Annotated in this window: 14 protein-coding genes and 1 tRNA gene; 4 read left to right on the top strand and 11 right to left on the bottom strand. The window is 63.1% G+C overall.

Annotation, left to right across the window (positions count from 1 at the left end):
- Window positions 1-299 precede the first annotated feature (299 nt).
- The gene (locus tag GGR23_RS07225) at window positions 300-2,051 is read left to right on the top strand and encodes a methyl-accepting chemotaxis protein (protein WP_183365497.1); all 1,752 of its coding nucleotides are present in this window, start codon (window positions 300-302) and stop codon (window positions 2,049-2,051) included.
- A 32-nt stretch (window positions 2,052-2,083) separates the two neighbouring features.
- Here GGR23_RS07225 and GGR23_RS07220 read toward each other — a convergent pair whose 3' ends face one another.
- The 3 genes from GGR23_RS07220 to GGR23_RS07210 form a co-directional block, all read right to left on the bottom strand.
- Window positions 2,084-2,659, bottom strand: coding sequence for a hypothetical protein (locus GGR23_RS07220; protein ID WP_183365496.1), 576 nt, complete (start codon window positions 2,657-2,659; stop codon window positions 2,084-2,086).
- A complete protein-coding gene (gene guaB / locus GGR23_RS07215) occupies window positions 2,659-4,155 on the bottom strand; it encodes an IMP dehydrogenase (protein WP_183365495.1) in 1,497 nt (498 codons plus the stop codon). Before guaB ends, GGR23_RS07220 begins: the two co-directional genes overlap by 1 nt.
- A gap of 154 nt (window positions 4,156-4,309) precedes the next feature.
- Window positions 4,310-5,305, bottom strand: a complete 996-nt coding sequence (locus tag GGR23_RS07210) for an MBL fold metallo-hydrolase (protein WP_183365494.1) — start codon at window positions 5,303-5,305, stop codon at window positions 4,310-4,312.
- 293 nt (window positions 5,306-5,598) lie between these two features.
- Between GGR23_RS07210 and GGR23_RS07205 the strand changes: the two genes are divergently transcribed.
- Window positions 5,599-6,996, top strand: a complete 1,398-nt coding sequence (locus tag GGR23_RS07205; RefSeq protein ID WP_183365493.1) for a DHA2 family efflux MFS transporter permease subunit — start codon at window positions 5,599-5,601, stop codon at window positions 6,994-6,996.
- Between the two features lie 7 nt (window positions 6,997-7,003).
- Here GGR23_RS07205 and GGR23_RS07200 read toward each other — a convergent pair whose 3' ends face one another.
- Genes GGR23_RS07200 through GGR23_RS07190 form a run of 3 tightly spaced genes read right to left on the bottom strand, consistent with a single transcriptional unit; the run spans window position 7,004 to window position 9,685 of the window.
- Window positions 7,004-7,387, bottom strand: a complete 384-nt coding sequence (locus GGR23_RS07200; protein ID WP_183365492.1) for a VOC family protein — start codon at window positions 7,385-7,387, stop codon at window positions 7,004-7,006.
- A gap of 32 nt (window positions 7,388-7,419) precedes the next feature.
- Entirely contained in the window at window positions 7,420-8,148 is a 729-nt protein-coding gene (locus GGR23_RS07195; RefSeq protein WP_183365491.1) for an RlmE family RNA methyltransferase, read from the bottom strand.
- A gap of 10 nt (window positions 8,149-8,158) precedes the next feature.
- Window positions 8,159-9,685 (bottom strand): Ppx/GppA phosphatase family protein, encoded by a 1,527-nt coding sequence (locus GGR23_RS07190; RefSeq protein ID WP_183365490.1) that lies wholly within the window; start codon window positions 9,683-9,685, stop codon window positions 8,159-8,161.
- Between the two features lie 277 nt (window positions 9,686-9,962).
- Between GGR23_RS07190 and GGR23_RS07185 the strand changes: the two genes are divergently transcribed.
- Window positions 9,963-10,036: transfer RNA gene (locus GGR23_RS07185), tRNA-Gln, on the top strand.
- Between the two features lie 156 nt (window positions 10,037-10,192).
- Window positions 10,193-12,211 (top strand): site-specific integrase, encoded by a 2,019-nt coding sequence (locus GGR23_RS07180; protein ID WP_183365489.1) that lies wholly within the window; start codon window positions 10,193-10,195, stop codon window positions 12,209-12,211.
- 242 nt (window positions 12,212-12,453) lie between these two features.
- Here GGR23_RS07180 and GGR23_RS07175 read toward each other — a convergent pair whose 3' ends face one another.
- From GGR23_RS07175 to GGR23_RS23160, 5 genes are all read right to left on the bottom strand, one after another.
- Window positions 12,454-12,738, bottom strand: a complete 285-nt coding sequence (locus GGR23_RS07175) for a hypothetical protein (protein ID WP_246365017.1) — start codon at window positions 12,736-12,738, stop codon at window positions 12,454-12,456.
- Window positions 12,739-13,158: 420 nt separating this feature from the next.
- A complete protein-coding gene (locus GGR23_RS07170; protein WP_183365486.1) occupies window positions 13,159-14,091 on the bottom strand; it encodes a DUF429 domain-containing protein in 933 nt (310 codons plus the stop codon).
- 15 nt (window positions 14,092-14,106) lie between these two features.
- The gene (locus GGR23_RS07165) at window positions 14,107-14,874 is read right to left on the bottom strand and encodes an ATP-dependent metallopeptidase FtsH/Yme1/Tma family protein (protein ID WP_183365484.1); all 768 of its coding nucleotides are present in this window, start codon (window positions 14,872-14,874) and stop codon (window positions 14,107-14,109) included.
- On the bottom strand, window positions 14,871-16,889 hold the full coding sequence (locus GGR23_RS07160; RefSeq protein ID WP_183365482.1) for an ATP-binding protein: 2,019 nt from the start codon (window positions 16,887-16,889) through the stop codon (window positions 14,871-14,873). Before GGR23_RS07160 ends, GGR23_RS07165 begins: the two co-directional genes overlap by 4 nt.
- Window positions 16,890-17,506: 617 nt before the next feature.
- Window positions 17,507-18,610: a hypothetical protein gene (locus tag GGR23_RS23160; RefSeq protein WP_246365014.1), complete on the bottom strand. Its 1,104-nt coding sequence runs from the start codon at window positions 18,608-18,610 to the stop codon at window positions 17,507-17,509.
- Window positions 18,611-18,630: the final 20 nt, after the last annotated feature.

Below are 18,630 nucleotides of genomic sequence, written 5' to 3'. Positions count from 1 at the left end.
CATAACTGCTGCACTTTCGGCATTCGCGGTTCATCCGTGCGTTGCAGAAGGCCGCGTCAAACGGATTTAATTATTTTCTAATTTTCGATTTCTATAACTTAAAGGCAAGGACGATGGGCCGCCTCTACCGCTTACAGCCCAATTCAAGGATGAAACCCATGTTTAATTTAGGCAATTTGAATCTGACCACGAAAATTCTCCTGCCCATCGTCGGCGTTTGCCTGTGCGGATGCCTGGGTCTGGCCGCGCTCGGATATCAGCTGGTGGGCAGCGACATACAATATGCAAAGTTTCTCAACATGAATACAGCGGCCATCTCGAAGCTGATGGAAGCCAGGGCCGAGTTTCGCAGCGCCACCGTCGAGGCGGGCAACATGATCTATGCCACCGATGGTGCGGGCGGCCAGCACGACATGGCGGCGACACGCAAGGAAATCGGCGAACTCTTCAAGGATGCAGGCGAACTGGCTCCCAAGTTCAGCCAGGGCATCAACCAGGCATGGCTCAGGGCGGACAAACTGCTGGAGCAACTGGCCAATGCCGTCGACATGGCAAAAACCGGAAGCCGCTCCTCAGGCCAGACCCTCTTCCTGTCGCTCGACGCGGCCGGGGATCAGATGGACCAGAGCCTGGTGCAACTTGCGCGGTTCGTGAAAACCGAAACCGATACGTCGCGCCAGAAGCTCAGCGACGAGAACCACCGGGCGCTGATCATGACGGTGGGCCTGATGGCCCTCGCCATGACCCTGGCCATCGCCGCCTCCCTGCTGATAGCCCGCCGTGGGGTCATCCGGCCCCTGCTGCGCTCCATCGAACGCATGTCGGCGCTGGCGGCCGGAGACACCCAGACCCCGGTGGATGGCCTCGGCCGCAAGGACGAGATTGGCCACATGGCTCAGGCCGTGGCCGTATTCCGCGCCAATGAAATCAACCGGATAGAGCTTGAGCTGCGCGCCGATGCCGCCCGCCTCGAGAGCGAGGCCGAACGGGAGCTGCGCGACCAGGAGCGCCGGCAGGAGCGCACCAACCTCACCTTCGCCATCGACAATCTCGGCGAGGGGCTTTCGCGCCTCGCCTCCGGCGATCTCGTCTACCGCATCGACCGGCGCTTCTCCGAGGAGCTGGAACCCCTGCGGCAGAACTTCAACGTATCCGCGGAGAAGCTTCTGGATACGCTCCGCGCCGTCGGCATGAATGCCTCGGCGATCAATGCGGCTGCGGTGGAAATGCGGGCTGCGACGGACGATCTCGCGCGGCGCACGAATTCGCAGGCCGCCTCCGTGGAGGAGACGGCAGCCGCCATCGAGGAGATTACCCGTACGGTCTCGGATGCCGCCGTGCGTGCCGAGGATGCCGGACGGCTGGTCGAACAGACTCGCTCGGGTGCCGAGCATTCCGGCGAGATCGTGCGCAAGGCGGTGGAAGCCATCTACGACATCGACAAGTCGTCGGGAGAAATCGCCAGCATCATCGGCGTGATCGACGACATCGCCTTCCAGACCAATCTGCTCGCCCTCAATGCCGGGGTCGAAGCGGCGCGGGCCGGCGATGCGGGCCGGGGCTTTGCGGTCGTGGCGCAGGAAGTGCGGGAGCTGGCGCAACGCTCGGCCACCGCAGCCAAGGAGATCAAGGCGCTGATCCTGAGTTCCCGCGACCAGGTGACCGCCGGCGTATCGCTGGTGGATGCCGCCGGCCAGTCGCTGAAATCCATGGTCTCCGACGTCCGGGATGTCAGCCGGCACGTGGCGGCGATCATCAGCTCCTCGCAGGAGCAATCGAATGCGCTGAAAGAGATCAACCATGCCGTCGCCAGCATGGATCAGGGAACGCAGAAGAACGCGGCCATGGTGGAGCAGACCACGACGACGAGCATCAGCCTTGCCCATGAGGCCGATCAGCTCGACCGCCTGCTCAAGCAGTTCAACCTCGGCGCAGAAGGCCGGATGGCACCCCTTCCCGTGCGTCAGCCGCAGGCACAGCCCACGCCCTCGTTCCGCAGGGTTGCGGGGGGCGCGGCGGTCGAGCGCGCGGAGGAATGGAGCCAGTTCTGATCAGGCGGGCATGACCCGATGGATGCCGGCGCTCACGCGCCGGCATTCGTTTTTCCGGCCTCGCGGAAGAGCGTGAATCGCAGAACCAGAATCAGCGAGATGAAGAACAGCATCGCCTTCGCCCGCGTGGCGAGCGGCAAAAGATCCGTCAGCAGCGCCAGCCGTTCCGGTGCCGGCAGGGCTGGCGGGAAAAGCATCAGGCTCGCAATATTCTCCACATAATCGGCGGCCATGTAGAGAACCGGCATGGCAAGCATGGCCACGAGGCGGATACCTGCCACTGGCTTGTGGAAAACAGTCGCTCCGGGGGCAAAGCGGGCGAGCAGCATGAGGCACAGCAGCCCATAGGCAAGCGGGAAGGCGAGATCGGCTCCCAGATGCATGCCCCGCAGCATTGCCGCCGCTTCCGGCGACTGGGCGAGAGCGGCGATCAGCGCCTTCACATCGGCCGCCTCGTAACCGCCCAGCCGCAGATCGGGAATGGAAAGTCCCGTTAGCGCATGAAAGGCAGGCTCGATGCGGAGCCCCATGACCGCCAGCATGCCGAGCGAAACGGCGGCGAGAAAACCCGCCGCCAGCGGAAACAGGCTGGGCGAGAAACGCGCCATCAGACGCTGCCCGGATAGTTGGGGCTTTCGCGGGTGATGGTCACGTCATGGGCATGGCTTTCGCGCAGGCCTGCACCGGAAATCCGCACGAAGGTGGCCTTCTGCTGGAAATCCTTCAGGTCCTTGCCGCCCACATAGCCCATGGCAGCGCGCAGGCCGCCGGTCAGCTGGTGCAGCACGCCGGAGACCGGTCCCTTGTAGGGCACCTGGCCCTCGATGCCCTCCGGCACCAGTTTCAGCGTGTCGCGCACTTCCGCCTGGAAGTAGCGGTCTGCCGAACCGCGCGCCATGGCACCGACGGAGCCCATGCCGCGATAGGCCTTGAAGGAGCGGCCCTGATAGAGATAGACCTCGCCCGGGCTTTCGTCCGTGCCGGCCAGCAGCGAGCCGATCATGCAGGCGGAGGCGCCGGCGGCAATCGCCTTGGCAAGATCGCCCGAGAACTTGATGCCACCATCGGCAATGACGGGCACGTCATGGGCATTGGCGGCCTCGACAGCCGACATGATGGCCGCCAGCTGCGGCACGCCGACGCCTGCGACGATGCGCGTGGTGCAGATCGAGCCGGGGCCGATGCCGACCTTCACCGCATCGGCGCCCGCATCGATGAGTGCGAGCGTGCCTTCGGCGGTGGCGACGTTGCCGGCGATGACGCGGACGGAATTGGAGAGCTTCTTCACCCGGGAAACGGCATCCAGCACGCGCTGCGAATGGCCGTGGGCGGTATCTACGACGAGCATGTCGACGCCCGCATCGATGAGGCGCTCGGCGCGCTCGAAGCCGTCATCGCCGACGCTGATGGCGGCGGCGGCGCGCAGGCGCCCCTGCGCGTCCTTCGATGCATTCGGGTTCAGCTGCGACTTCTCGATGTCCTTGACGGTGATGAGGCCGACGCAGCGCCCGTCGCCGTCCACCACCAGCAGCTTTTCGATGCGGTGCTTGTGCAGCAGGCGCTTGGCTTCCTGCTGATCGACGTTTTCCTTCACCGTCACCAGGTTTTCCCGCGTCATCAGCTCATAGATGCGCTGGTTCGGGTCGGAGGCAAAGCGCACGTCGCGGTTCGTGAGGATGCCGACGAGGCGGCCGGCCTTGCCGTTCCCGCCATTTTCCACGACCGGGATGCCGGAAATGCCATGGGCCTTCATCAGCCCGAGCGCTTCCGAAAGCGGTGCTTCCGGGCTGATGGTGACCGGGTTGACGACCATGCCGCTTTCGAACTTCTTCACCTGGCGGACCTGCTCGGCCTGCTCGACCGGGGTGAGGTTGCGGTGGATGACGCCGAGACCGCCGGCCTGTGCCATGGCGATGGCGAGACGCGCCTCCGTGACGGTATCCATGGCCGAGGAAAGGATCGGGATGTTGAGCTCGAAATCGCGGGCAATGCGGGTGGCGACATTGACCTGGCCGGGCATGACCTCGGAATGGCCGGGCTGCAAGAGCACGTCGTCGAAGGTAAGCGCTTCCGCGCCGGTTGCCGTTTCAATGATGCGTGCCATGACCAAATCCCTTGAAAATGGAAGATGCCGGTCTAGCCTTTCGGGCCGCCGTTACCTTCGAGGTGTTCCGTGGAGTTGGCGAGGGCTGGTAACATGACTTTTGCCCGAAGGGAATAGCAAAAGCCCGCTGGCGAGGCGGGCTTTTGGATTTTATTCAGATATCAAACTGATAGCTGGCCGGCACGAAACGATAGCCGGGACCAGACTTTTCCACGAAGCCGACGGCCGGGAACGGCATGTGATAGCCGATGAAGGCGATCCGGTCGGTGGCGATCATGTCGAAGACCTTCTTGCGTGTGGCTGCGGCTCCGGCCTTGTCGGCATCGAAGCGCACTTCCCAGTCGGGCCGCTGAAGCGAAAGCACATAGTGATTGCAGGTATCGGCTGTCAGCATCAGCTTGCGGCCCTCCGATTCCAGCCCGAAGATCAGGTGCCCGGGCGTATGGCCGGGCGCCAGCATGGCGGTAATCCCCGGCACCACGGCATCGCCTTCCTTCAGGAAGGTTGCCTTCTCCGCCAGCGGCGCCACCGCCTGCATCACCATGTCGTGGTTCTTTTCCGCCGGCGTGCCCTTGCGGTCGGTGGAGGTCCAGAAGCCGTATTCCGCCTCGCCGATCACATAGCGGGCCTTCGGGAAGGCCGGTTCGCCGCCCTTCATCAGCCCGCCGAAATGGTCGGGGTGAAGGTGGGTCAGCACGACCGTGGTGATGTCTTCCGGCTTCACGCCGGCGGCCGCAAGACCGTCGACCAGGCGCCCTGCCCCGAAAGACTGCCCCATTTCACCCATGCCGGTATCGAAGAGGATCTTCTCGCTGCCGGTTTCGACCAGCACCGGGGAAAAGCTGTTCACGAACTGATCCTCGGGCAGAAAATTCTCCCGAAGCAGCTTGGCGACCTCCTCCTTGGGCTGGTCGGTTCCGAAGGTCTCGTTGATCTTGTCACCGGCGCGGGCCCCGTCGCGGATCACGGTCACGCGGAAGCTGCCGACCTTCAGGGGCCGGATGCCTTCGCCCATCATGCTGCCTGCCGCGTCATCCGCCGCCATTGCTGCCTCCGCCGTACGGCCTCCCGCGATCAGCGCGGGGGCTGCGAGCACGCCCGCAGCCGTTCCTACCATCAGGCTGCGCCTGTTCAATCCCAAGTTCTTCATCTCCGGTCACTCCCTTTATGGCTTCAGACCCGGGACAGAGACTAGGGCGCACGAGCGGCAGGGAAACGAAGCCAGCGGGCCATTCACGCCGATTTGATGGGTTGCCGGTTGCGCCGGCGGCGGGACGCCACGACAGGGCGCCGCTTTTGCTGGACAAATCGCCCCGAACCGCTATCTCCTCCACCGGCGCGTGTCCCTGCCGCCCCGGACCCGCCGGGGCGGCAGGATCGATGCCAAAGCCAGCGCGCCAGCGCTGCATCCCGCATGACCACCGGCCACCGGACATTCTCTTCATGAACCGCATCATTCCGCTCATTCTCGCCGTGGCGCTCTTCATGGAGCAGATGGATGCGACGGTGATTTCGACGGCGCTGCCCGCAATTGCCGCCGATCTCTCCGTGGGGCCGATCACCCTGAAGCTTGCCCTGACGGCCTATATGGTGGCGCTTGCGATCTTCATTCCCGTCAGCGGCTGGATGGCGGACCGGTTCGGCGCCAAATCGGTGTTTCGCGGGGCGATCCTCGTCTTCATGATCGGTTCGGTGCTGTGCGCCATCGCCGGCAGCCTGCTGCAATTCGTGCTCTTCCGCTTCCTGCAGGGAGCAGGCGCGGCCATGATGACGCCGGTCGGACGGCTCGTTCTGCTGCGGACCACCAAGCGCAGCGAACTGGTGGCGGCGATGGCCTATCTGACCATCCCTGCGCTGATCGGTCCGATGGCCGGGCCGCCGCTCGGCGGTTTCATCACCACCTATTTCAGCTGGCACTGGATCTTCCTGATCAACGTGCCGATCGGCCTTCTCGGGATATGGCTGGCAACGGTGCACCTGCCGGAGATCGAAACGCCGAGGCCACCGCCGATGGATGTGTTCGGTTTCGTTCTGGTTGCGGTGTCGGCTTCGGGCGTGGTCTTCGGCCTATCGGTGATCAGCCTGCCCGCCCTGCCGCCTGTCACCGGCTATGCCTCGGTTCTCGCCGGGATTCTCGCGCTTGTCCTCTACCTGCGCCACGCCCGGCGGCATCCCAATCCGATCCTCGATCCGGAGATCTTCCGCAATGCCGGCTTTCGGGCGGCCACGATCGGCGGTTCCATCTTTCGGGTCGCGACGGGCGCCGTGCCCTTCCTCACGCCCCTCATGCTGCAGATCGCCTTTGGCATGTCCCCGTTCCAGTCGGGCATGATCACCTTCACCGGTGCCGTTGGCGCCATCAGCACGAAATTCCTGGCGCAGCGCGTCTTTGCCGCCATCGGCTTCCGCACCACCCTCATCGTCGCCGCCACCGCTTCGGCCCTGACCACGGCTGCCAACGGCTTCTTCGAGGCGACGACACCGGTGGCGGTGATGATCGCCTTCCTGCTGATGGCGGGCTTTACCCGCTCCTTCTTCTTCACCGGCGTGAATGCCCTCGGCTATGCGGAGATCCCCGACGAGCGGGCGAGCCAGGCGACCTCCATGGGCTCGGTGGCGCAACAGGTGAGCCTGGCGCTGGGCGTCGCGCTGGCGGCAGTCATCCTCGAAGGGGGCTCGGCGCTGCGCGGCGGGGAGCTTCAGCTCGCCGACTTCCACATGGCCTTCTTCGTTGTCGCCGGTCTCTCGCTCGCCGCAGTCATCCCCTTCGTCCGGCTGGACAAGCGCGTGGGAGCGGCCGTTTCAGGCCACCGCATACCCGCCTCCCGCGGGCACGACTGATGGCCGGCTATTCCGCCCGTTCGCAGACGGCGGAAAGCTTGTTGCCATCCGGATCCCTGATGTAGCAGGCATAGAAATGGGCGTGATAGGGGCGAAGCCCCGGCGCGCCCTCGTCCGTTCCGCCATGGGCGAGCGCGGCATGATAGAAGGCATCGACGGCAGCGCGGCTTTCCGCCTCGAGAGCGACCATCGAACCATTGCCGATGGTTGCGGGATTACCGTCGAAGGGCTTCGTGACCCAGAAGCGGGTGCGCAGGTCGCCCGTCCGGCCAAAGCCGAACTCCGTCTCGTCCGCGCCCTCGAGCGTCAGGCCGATGGTGGGCATGACCGCTTCGTAGAAGCGCCTTGCGCGTTCGAGATCATTGGTGCCCAGCGTGATGTAGAGCAGCATGATTGGTGTTCCCCTCCCCTTGGGCTTGCCGGTCAGGCAGCCGCCTCGTCCTCTTGCGCCTCTTCCTTCTTCCGGCCCTTGAAGCCCTTGGCGAGCAGGAACATTTCCACCGATTCGGCCCGCGAGGAGGCGGGCTTGATGTGGATGACCTGCCGGAAATTCTGCTTCAGCATGGCGAGGAGCTCCCGCTCGGTACCGCCCTGGAAGGTCTTGGCGAGGAAGTGGCCGCCCTCGGCCAGCACCTCGACGGCGAAATGCGCAGCCACCTCGCAGAGATGCATGGTGCGCAGATGGTCGGTCTTCTGATGGCCGGTGGTGGGGGCCGCCATGTCCGATAGCACCACATTCGGCGCACCGCCGATCGCCTCCATCAGCTTGGCGGGCGCTTCCGGATCGAGAAAGTCGAGCTGCAGGATGTGCACACCCGGCAGGGGCGCCATTTCCAGGAAATCGATGGCCGCGACGCGCACGTCCTCATCGGTGGAATCGGTCACCTTCGCGGCAATCTGGCTCCAGCTGCCCGGAGCGGCGCCGAGATCGATGATGCGCTTCGCGCCCTTGAGGATCTGGTGCTTTTCGTCGATCTCCAGCAGCTTGAAGGCGGCGCGGGCGCGATAGCCCTCCAGCTTCGCGCGCTGAACGTAGGGATCGTTGATGTGGCGCTCGAGCCAGCGGCGTGAAGAGGCCTTCAGCTTGCCCTTCTTCACCTTCTGTCCCAGCTTTCGGCCGGTGCGGTTTCCGCCGACGGGTGGTTTGGTCATACGGGTTTCCTCAGCGGTTCTTCTGGGTGCGGCGGGCGCGGTTGCGGCTCCACACGCCATCGTCGGCCATCATGTCGGTGAGCAGGCCCTCGCGCAGGCCCCGGTCGGCAACCCGCATGCGCTGGCTCGGCCAGCGGCGGCGGATGGCTTCCAGGATGGCGCAGCCCGCCAGCACGAGATCCGCCCGGTCCGGGCCGATGCAGGCATTGGCCGCACGCTCGGCAAAGCCCCAGGACAGAAGCTTGGCCTGCATGGCGGTGACATCGGGATCGCTGAGCCAGAGGCCATCCACCTGCCGGCGGTCGTAGCGCGGCAGGTTGAGATGGACGCCCGCAAGCGTGGTGACCGTGCCCGAAGTGCCGATGAGGTAGAAACCATCGCCCCGGGAGGGCAAGGGCGGGCAATCGAAACGCGCCAGCATGCCCTCGACTTCGCTCACCATGGCGGCGAAGACCTCGGGCGTGACATCCTGCCCGCCATGCCGCTCGGATAGCGTCACCACGCCGACGGGAAGCGATGTCCAGTGGGTGATGTGATGGGCAAGCCGGCTGGAGCGCTGGCCATTGATGTCGAGCACGGCGATTTCCGAAGAGCCGCCGCCGATATCGAATAGCACCACCGAACGCGCCTCGCGTCCGACCAGCGAGGAGCAGCCGGAGACCGCAAGCCGTGCTTCCGTCTCGCGGTTGATGATCTCCAGCTCGAGCCCCGTTTCCTCCGTGACCCGCTTCAGGAAGCTTTCGCCATTTTCGGCTGCGCGGCAGGCTTCGGTCGCGATCAGCCGCATGCGGCGGATATCGCGGTTGCGGATCTTGGCCGCGCAGATGCGCAGCGCCTCCACGGCGCGGTCCATCGCCTCATCGGAAAGCCGGCCGCTGGCGGCAAGGCCTTCGCCGAGGCGAACGATTCGCGAGAAGGCATCCACCACCCGGAACTGGCCCGGCCGCCCAGGCTGCGCGACCAGGAGGCGGCAATTGTTCGTGCCGAGATCGAGTGCGGCGTAAAGATCTTCTTCCCGCGGCCTTGCCACGGGCGGCGAGGCCCGTTCGGGTGCGTGGCGCTGGGGGGGCGGGGCGCCCCGCGGCTGATCGATGCGGGCGTCGCTGCGGGGCTCGGCCCTGTGCCCGACGCTTGCGCCTGGGGCGGCAGGCGGCATGGGGCGGCCCTGCAGGCTGCGCTTGCTGCGGTTCTTGCGCCGGCCGCGGCGCGCCTTTCCGCTGGCCTCGCCCGCAGGAGCTTCGGCCTGGGGAGGCTGTGGCGACTGGGGGCCGCGCGGCTGCAAGGCCTGTTTTTCGGGCGAATGTTCGGGTCTCGACCGCCTGCGTTTCCGCTTGCGGGACGCTTTGGCGTCTCCGGCCTCGTTTGGACGTCCGGCGGCGGGAACAGAGCCCGCTTGGCCTGCGGATACGGCGATGCCGGCGGCATGGGGGCTCCCACTCCGCCGTCTCTTGCCGCGCCGGGAAGGCTTCCCTGCCCTGCGGCCCGCATCAGACGCCCCTGATTTTGGCGCGCTTGCGCCGTTTTCGGGGTCTTTCACGTCTATGGTCCACTTCGCCGCGCAAAGCCGTCAAGAGAGGCATGCCGCTGGCGGTTCATCAGTTTCGTTGCGGCGAGAATAACAGCGGGACGCTTCTTCTCCAAACTGTTTTTTCCCACCGGCCCGCAACGCCCCGCCCGACGGCGGCCGGGAGTACCCGAAGGACTGCCACGCCTGCTTCTGGAAAACTTCCGATTTTTTTCGAAACAGGCCTTTGCATCTTCCAATCTTTTGGTTATAAGCCCGCCACACCAGCGGCGAACACCGCTCGCACTGCTGGGGAATAGTTCAATGGTAGAACAGCGGACTCTGACTCCGTCGATCTTGGTTCGAATCCAGGTTCCCCAGCCAATTCTCCCAAATTTCTGTTATTTCTCAGTTTTCCAGCCGCGCCGGATCCCGTTTTGGCGTCATTGGCGACCTGATGCCCAGAACTGATACCCAAAGGTGATGCCCAGGCCCTAAAGAGGTTACGGCGTCAGCTCTGGCAAGACAGGGCATTCCGTCATGGCCGTTCGCCACGAGGTCGAGAATCTCATCCGCCGCGGAAACATCTTCTACTGGCGGCCGCGCATCCCGGCGCACTTCACCGCCTGTCCGAGCGGCAGCCGGCTTTCACTCAGTCTTCAGGTTTCCGATCATAGAAAGGCGCAGATGGTTGCGCGCCGGCTCAACACCCGGCTCGCGGAACTACGGTTTGTCGAACGGGAACGCATGTCGACACGGGAACAGCTACAAAAGCTCTTCATCCAGGTTCGAGACGAGATGCTCGATCACCTGGAGGACATCAGCGTCGCAGCCAAGCGCAACGGCCGCGCCGACGATATCGAGGAGCTCGAGCATGACCTGGAAATGGGCTGGGCCTACAAGCTGCTCGCCCAGTTCGGGCTTCGTCGCGAACTGACGCTGGAAGACGATTGCAGCGGTACCACCTATCTCCTGAAGAACGGCGTACCGGCCTCCCATATCCCTGCAATCCGGGCAAACTATTTCAACGAGCTCAAGCGCTCCATTCAGCCGAGCTTCGAGCACAGCATCCGCAAGCTGATGGAAGCCTTCGACATCAACGACAATCCGATCAACCGTGAGAAAGCAGCTTCCCGCTTCTTCGAAGGCAAAGCAGAAGCCCTTCTCGACGTCGATGATCGCCATCCCCTCGCCGACCGCTCTCTCAGCGAGTTCACCGGCGGTGGCCGTCCAACACTGAAGCTCGTCCCAAACGCAGCCGAGGAGCCAAAAACCAAGGAAGCGGCGCCCTCGCACGACCCCGTCATCGATGCGGACAATTCAGGTTCACAGGCGACCGAGGTGAAGCCTGGCACCGATCCGCGGCCCGTTGTCGCCCTCGAAGAGTTCGAGAGCGAATGCAATAAATTGATTACAAATATGGGAGAAGAATGGGAGCCGGCGACGGCGCGCGACGTTCTGGCGCTTGTCCGGCTGTTTAAAACCGTGCTTGAGGAACACGACGTCAAGCACTCCGGCCAGATTACCCAATACCACATCGGCAAGCTGCGTCAGCACTTCAACGACATTCCGGCACGTTGGGGCCAGAGCCATCGCATGCGAGGAATGTCGGCGCCTGAGCTTCGGGCCGAAGGCGAAAAGCTGAAGGCTACGCTCGGGGATCAAGCCAAGGTTGGACTTTCAGCAGGAACCATCCGAAAGCACTTCGGCAACCTTCAGCACTTCTTGAAGCACATCCGGGGTCACGGCTTCGAGATCACCGATTGGACCTTCGATGGCTTACGCCCACGAAAACCGAAGAAGGGATCCATCCGGGCGCAACAGTTCAAACCGACGCCCGAAGACATTAAGCCAATCTTTTCTTCTTCGATCTACACGGGCTCGCTGAACAGCGGCCGTGGTCGGAGCAAACCTGGCAAGGAAGTCTACCACGACTCCCTCTACTTCCTGCCGATCATGCTCACCTATCTCGGCGCAAGGCGGAAAGAATTTGCAGCTCTTGAAGTCGATGACATTTACCAGGAGGCCGGCGGGTATGTGATCGATCTCCAGCCAAACTCGCTGCGTCGTCTCAAGAACGAGCAGTCGCAACGCATATTGCCTCTTCCGGACGAACTCGTGCGCCTCGGAATTCTGGATTACCAGAAGGCGATCCGAAAGCTCGGCTATATCCAACTGTTCCCGGACCTGTTTTCAGACAAGTCGAACAATGACCCCGGCGATCGGTTCTATGACGCTTTCACGCCGATCATGAAGAAGGCACTTCAGGACAAAATGTGGAACAGGGCTCTGCACGCGCTTCGGCACGGGATGGCAGACACGCTATATCAGGCCGGCGTGCCCACCGCTGTCATCGACGATATTGCCGGACGTCTTGGCGATGATAGCGAGACGGCAACCCGCTATACCAACGTAGCCGGTCTTCCTCTCATGAGGGAGGCGCTGTCCAAATATCCCATCATCACGTCCGGCGTTGAACCGAAACCAATTCAGCTGTTGCCTTGGGTGGAAAACAAGCTGCCTGCGCCCTGGGCTCGTAGAGGAAAGAAGAGCCAATAGTTAGGAAACAATTTCCGCTCTTAGTGGCATTGGATCACGTAAGCCTATGCGCCTATCCGTTAAGATCTCCGATTCCTCTTCAAACGGCGTTTTACGAAGTAATGGGGGGAGACCGGCTTTCTTGGGGTGGCTTGGCAAACGCAGTTTGATCTGGACAGTCCATCTCGAACGGGAACACGGAAAGCGTTCAGGAACCTCGAGAGCCAGTCCACCGGCTGCTAGAGCGCAGCCTAACGAGGCGATTAATCGTCCTCGTCGTTCTCTAGTAGCGGCCGCCCGTCCGGATAAAGCAGATGGACCTTGCGCCGGAACGGCGGGCCCCCGGTTCGGTACTTGGCGATCAGTTCGTCCAACACGGCGTCGCTCGCCTGATGATCGAACCCCTGCTCGACCAGCATCTCGACCATGCGCTCCTGGAACAGCTCCATCTCATGCGGGGTCCGCTCCGCCATCCGCTTCACAATCCAGAAGAACGCAGTGCGTGCCACATCGTCTCGACCGGGGCGCCGCGCCTTGGCGTCCCTCATGCGCTTCTCCTGCTGGTAGGCCCGTTGCCTCGCCAGCCGCTCATCGTCCGATTGCCGCGCCATTCTGCCCTCTGAAGATGCTCTGACCCCACTCATGCTGCCGGGCCCGGACAGCCGGCGCAACCCGATTTCTCGCTGAATCGGTTTTATCAATCCGGGAATCAGCGCTCTCGAATCTGGAATCGAATGAGCGCAATTTGTCTTGAAGTGCGGACACATTGAGATGATGTGCGCGTTTTCTGTCCGCCACAAACAGCGTTTGAACTGTGCTGCGGAATCGGATTTCCCCAATTCTGAATCGACGGCAAAGAGATCGGAATCATCTGCGTGGGATCTCGAATCGAATGATCGCAACTTGTTTCAATGTGCGGGCGTGTCGAGATGAAGCGCCGATAAGGCGAGACGCTTTACCGGCAAGATTTATCGCTGATGCCCGAGGATCCAGCCTTCCCATTTGAGGATGTCGAGGCTCTGGGAAGGCACGCCCTCGCCTCTTTCGCCCTCGACAACCGCAATCATGCCGAGGAGACCGATCATCGCATCGAACTGGTCCTCGCCTGCAGGACCTGGATCGAAACCAGTCTGGATGGCGGAGCTGACGGCTTGAGCGTCAATCACGGGTCTCGCCGCAATCCAGTCGAGCAGGATCGGGCCGGCTCCCGCGCGATCCGACTGGCGGCGTTTGCTCCAGCCTGCGCGCCTTTTGATGCCGATCCAGTGGTAGACGTCGCCGGGATAGGTTTCCGCGATGATCGTCTCCGACATCTCCGCAACCTCGGTCAGGCTGCCGTCGAATGGCCAAAGCCCGATCCGTGCGAGGTTCGGGATGATGACTTCCTGCCAGCCGGCAATTGCACCCTTGCCAACCTGGTTGCCGCCAAGCGTCCAGAAGAGCGAGCAAGCTGCCTGGCGGTCAGGCGTTGCCCGCTCGCATTCGCGCAGGAGATGCACAAGCTCTTCGAGCCCATGGCCCTTGAGGAGATGGGCCCGGTTCGTGCCACCGGGGCGCATCGGATAGAATGGGCGATGCCGACCGATCTCGGAGTGGTGCCCGGCGACCTTGAACCAATCGGCCCACTGCCCATGGCCGAGGAGCGAAAGGGCCTGCCTGAAGCTCGGCAGTTCCGCTGCCTTCGCATAGGCAGTGGGAAGCCCGATCGGGAAGTCGAAGCCGATCAAGACACTTCCAGCCTCCTTGCGCCGGTCATGAAGACGGTCGATCAACGTGGCGGTGTCGCCGACCAGCTCTGGCCGTGTGATCTGCCAGACGCCTTCTGTTCGAACCGCCGCCGCCATCCACCGCTTTGCAGGATCCCGCCCCCAGTCGCAGTGTGCCAGTAGGGTGTTCGCCACGGTGCTCCTCCGGTCTCATTGCTCTCTTGCCTTGATAGCTTCCTTCAGCGGCTTCGCGCCAGCCTTCTCGAGGATATCAACGACCTCAGGTCCATCGAGTGCCTGGGCACGGACAAGTGCCTCCACCAAAGTATCGAAGGCCGGCCGGTACTCGAGGATGAGATCCCCTGCCCTTTTCTCAGCGCGCTCAAGATGCTCATGCACCCGTTCGGCCAGTTGCGGCTGGGCGTCGAGTACCGAAGTGGGGTTTTGATGCGGACGGTAGAGAAGCGGATGCTCGCTGCCAAGACCGACGGTTCGCTCAAGCGCAAAGGCAAGGCTTGTCGCACGGGCCAGATCACTGTCGTCGCTGCCGCCGGCCCCTGCTCCGGGCAGACCAAAAACCAGCACCTCGGCGGCGCGGCCGGCAAGCAACATCGCAAGCGTATTGTGGAACCAGGTTACATGCTCCATCGCTGTCGGTTCGAATCCGACCAACCCGTAGCCGCGCCCTGAGGGATCATCGATGGTCACGCTCGCGATCGATCCCAGTCCAAGCACATGGTGCACCAGGACATGGCCCGCCTCATGTACCGCGACTGTCCGCAGGCGCTCCATGCTCGGCACTGGCCGCTGACGGCGAATGCCGGCTTCAAGATCGGCGAGCATGAGCGGCCGCTTCTGGCGCCTGGCTTGCGCCCTCGCCTCCTTAACGACGCGCTGGATGTCCGCTCCGGTCATGCCGAGCGCGCGAGCGGCCAGGCGCTGCAGCGCGACGCTGATATCTTCCATCTGCTGGGTCATGGCTGCGCTCCCTCGTTTCGGTCCAGGATATGATCGCGCCGGCTCTCAGCATCTAGCGGTGCGATCGTGGCACTGCCGCCAGGTTGATGTCCCTTCAACAGCTCGATGTCTTCGCCCAGATGGAACCTGAGAATGTCGGCGAGTGCCGGGATATCGGGCCTCGGGATCTCGATGTGTGTTTCGAGCCGGCCTGAACGCCGCAGAGCTTCATCAATCTCCATGGGCCGATTGGTCGCGCCGACGACGATGACACCTTCGGACTTGGCGGCACCATCGAGGAGCTCCAGCGCCCGATTGACGACGGTATTCCAGTAATCGGCATACTCGCGCTCGGCGGGCTGCCGCTTGCCGATGCCGTCGATCTCGTCGACGAAGAGAATGCAAGGTTGGAGTTCGCGCGCTTCCTCGAAGGTCTTCGACATTTTGCGAATGACGTCATTGAGATGCCCACCTTCCAGCCAGGTCGCGACCGAGGTCACGACGAGGGGAACCTGAAGTGTATTGCAGAGCGCACGGGCAAAGGTCGTCTTGCCGGTACCGGGCGGACCGGAGAGAAGCAGCCGTGTGCTCATCTCCGCCCAATCAAGACGATCCGCCAGATAGTCCTGGAGATCGGCCTTCAGATCGAGGGCCCAGTCCCGTGCCCTGCCATAGCCGGCCAGCGTTTCGACCGCCAGGTAATTGCCAAAGTGCAGAGTCGTCGTCCCGGAATTTCGCTGCGGCTGGATGACCTCGGCGCCGCTCGGCTTATCACGCTTGCGAGCTGGTGTTTGTTTCTCGGGATTGTAGGTCACGGGCCGCCCCTCCCCCTGCCCTCCTGATCTAACGACCTTCTTTGGCCCAGGCTTGTCAGAACCTGCATTGGACGTCATGCCTGTTTCCTCGGCCTGACGGTTGTGCGGCTTTACGGCCCCATCCTGTTCATCGTCCCAGCATTCATCGTCAGCGTCGTCCGTCTCGCCGGCCGCTTGACGATTCTGCCGTGCGAGAGCTTCGACAATCCGCATGGCATCTGCCAGCCGCCGGGTCGGACGGAAAGCGAGGATCAGTTCCTCCACCGAGAGCCATCTTGGCGAGAACCGGAGAGGCGACCTCTTCAGCTCCTCCATGGCCGGCACTCCATAGATCGCTTCGATGATATCGACGAGAAGGTCTCGATCCGGCTTCATGATGACCAGCCTCAGATCGGAAGCGAGCAGTACTTGCTCCGGCAGGCGCTCCGGGTCGTCGGCTGTCAGAAGTACAGGAAGATCGCGTGCTGCGGCGTCGACCATCCGCCGGCGAAGCGAAGGGCCGGTAAGGCGGGCGGCATCGCGGCCATCCATGTGCATAACGGGGCGATAGGGCCCACGATCGTCCAGACCGAGATCGCAGTCGCGGAACGGCGCGCCACCATCGATGAGAGAAAGACGATTGCCGGCCAGCAGGCCTGTGTGCTCCAGCAGACGCATCAGATGACGCTCGAAGCCTTCGACGTCGGACTGGATGCAGATGAAGCTGGTGCCGGCGCGGAGAACCCGCATCCAATCTGACACGGTACGGCCCGATTGCGCGAAGGCCCGCGCAAGCAGGATGGCGGTAACTACATGACCCGAAGCAGGCGCCTCACCTGCCGCGGCGACCAGCCGAACCGCGTAAGCGCGGCGTGCCTCATCAGCCACCGGCCAGGCTGCAGTCTCAAGCTTCCGCCGGAACAGCAGTTTGAGGCGGTCAGGCACCGGTGGCAGGACGTCTACCGAGGCACCATGAGATGCATTTGCCACCAGGCTCGCTTCTTGCGCATTCGGTGGTTCGATCAGGAACGAGGCAAAATGCTTCTTGACCCAAGCGACGTCCTCATCGAGATGACCTGAGAGCTGGCTGGTATCGAAGGCCGGGCTGAAGCGTTTCAGCAAATGGCCGTCATGTTCCGCAAGCTTCAATTCGAGCAAGCCGCTGAGAAGCGCGTTGCGCAGGGTGCGACGGCGGACGTCCTGCTGCAGACGCTTGATGAAGAGGCGCGTCAATTTATCCATGGTTCACCTCGCTCGAAACGGAAACAGCTTCCGGCGCAAATGCGGTTGAGGCGGGCTCTCTTGGCCAGCGTGGGCGGATGCGGCCACGCGGTCGGAGGTCGTTAGGCGCAGGGCGAGCAAGCTCTTCCATGACCCGCTGGCGCGGCGAACTCCGGCCTTGCCTCATGCTGTCAGAGTGTGCGTTTTCGGATCCTGGGCTGAGACCAAGTCGAGCATGCCGGCGCGCTAGCCAGTCGAGGACCAGACGTGCGGCAGGGTTGCCATGCCTGACATGGACTCCGAGCCGCACGAGGACCGGTAACGGCACGACGCCTCCGAGGGGAGCATCCTGCCGGACAAAGGCGAGGGCAAGGCCGATGAGCAGCGCCGGATCATCGGTGATCAGAGACGAATGTGGTGTCTCGACCTCGGTTTCACAGGGCAGACAGTTGGATGGCACACCACCGGTCTTGAAAGCCGTTGGTGTTGCGACAGACAGGTGATCTTTGGGGAATTTGGGCATGCAGGATCTCCCGCGCCGGGGCTTTGGACACGCGGCGCCAAAAAAGAAAGGGGGATGGGATTGTTTGCTAAGCGCGACCGGAGCCGGAACAGGTCCCGGCCGGCCTCAGCCTGGATCAGTTGAGCCGCAGGCTGCGGGCGAAGCCTACCTTGAGACGCACCGGGTGAACGTGCATGGGCTCGTCTTCCTCGTCGGCAGGCTCTTGTTCCAGGCCGTCGTCGTCGCCGTATTCAGACCAGTGCTGCGGGTCACCTTCATGAAGGCTCGCAACGGCGTTGAAGTTCAGCTGCCTTTTGACGGAAAGCTCGGTTCCCCCGGCATCTACCTGTGCGCTCGCCGACTTGATGCCGAGCGCCTTCCGCGTCTCCCGTTCGAGAACCTGTTGAACCCGAGCGGCGAGCCTGCGGCGAAGCTCCGCCATGGTCGCGGCGGCACCCGAGATCCCGAGCAAGTCATCGAGCTCGTCTAGGGCCCAGACTCCGTTTTCGTGATCGCTCGGCCGGCTCGCGCCATCGAGGATCGCGACACCCACCGTGTCGATCATCAGCCGCTTGTGATGCTTGTAGAGCCAGTCCGGCAATACCAAGGCCGACGCCATCATCTTGGCCTTCAGCTCTTCGAGCCTGCTCGTATCGCCGTAGCTGGCCAGCGAGCGCTTGACGTCGAGGATGTAGCCGAGCCGGCGCGTGAGGTCGACGATGATGACGTCGGGGGTATAGGTGCCTTTCGCGGGCGCCTCGCAGTCAAGCAGAACTCCATCCAAGTTCGCCCAGTTATTGTTTGCGACCGCTTCAAGAGCGGCCTTGACCAGCGGCAGCCGCAGCGACTTGGTCAGCACGACAAGGTCCGGGCGGACCCTGCTGATCAGCTCGATAGCGAGCTCCAGGAGCTTCCCTTCGCGGAACGAGACGGCTCGAACCAGGGAGGCGATGTGGACGTAGTGACCGAGGATGTCATCCTCGACGATGTCGCCTTCAACGATTGCGGCAATCGCCTGATCGATAAGGGCATCAAGCTCGGCTTCCAACTCGGCATAGCAAACCGAGTACGGATAAGCCGGCGCGGAAGCATCGGCCGTCTCGACGGCTTCGACGCTGCCGTGCGTGGCGTCGCGGCGGAAGCCGAGGCTTGAGCCTCCGAGACCGGCGGCGAGCGCGAAGGACGAGGTGGCAGAGCGGTTGGCAGCAGAGGCGAGCTTGGTCTTGATCGTCTTGGTCATGGGAATGTCTCCGAGATTGA

This window comes from Gellertiella hungarica (genome assembly GCF_014197145.1).
Lineage (GTDB): Bacteria > Pseudomonadota > Alphaproteobacteria > Rhizobiales > Rhizobiaceae > Gellertiella > Gellertiella hungarica.
The sequence above is the reverse complement of the archived record's forward strand: the minus strand, read 5'-3'. Positions and strand labels throughout refer to the sequence as shown.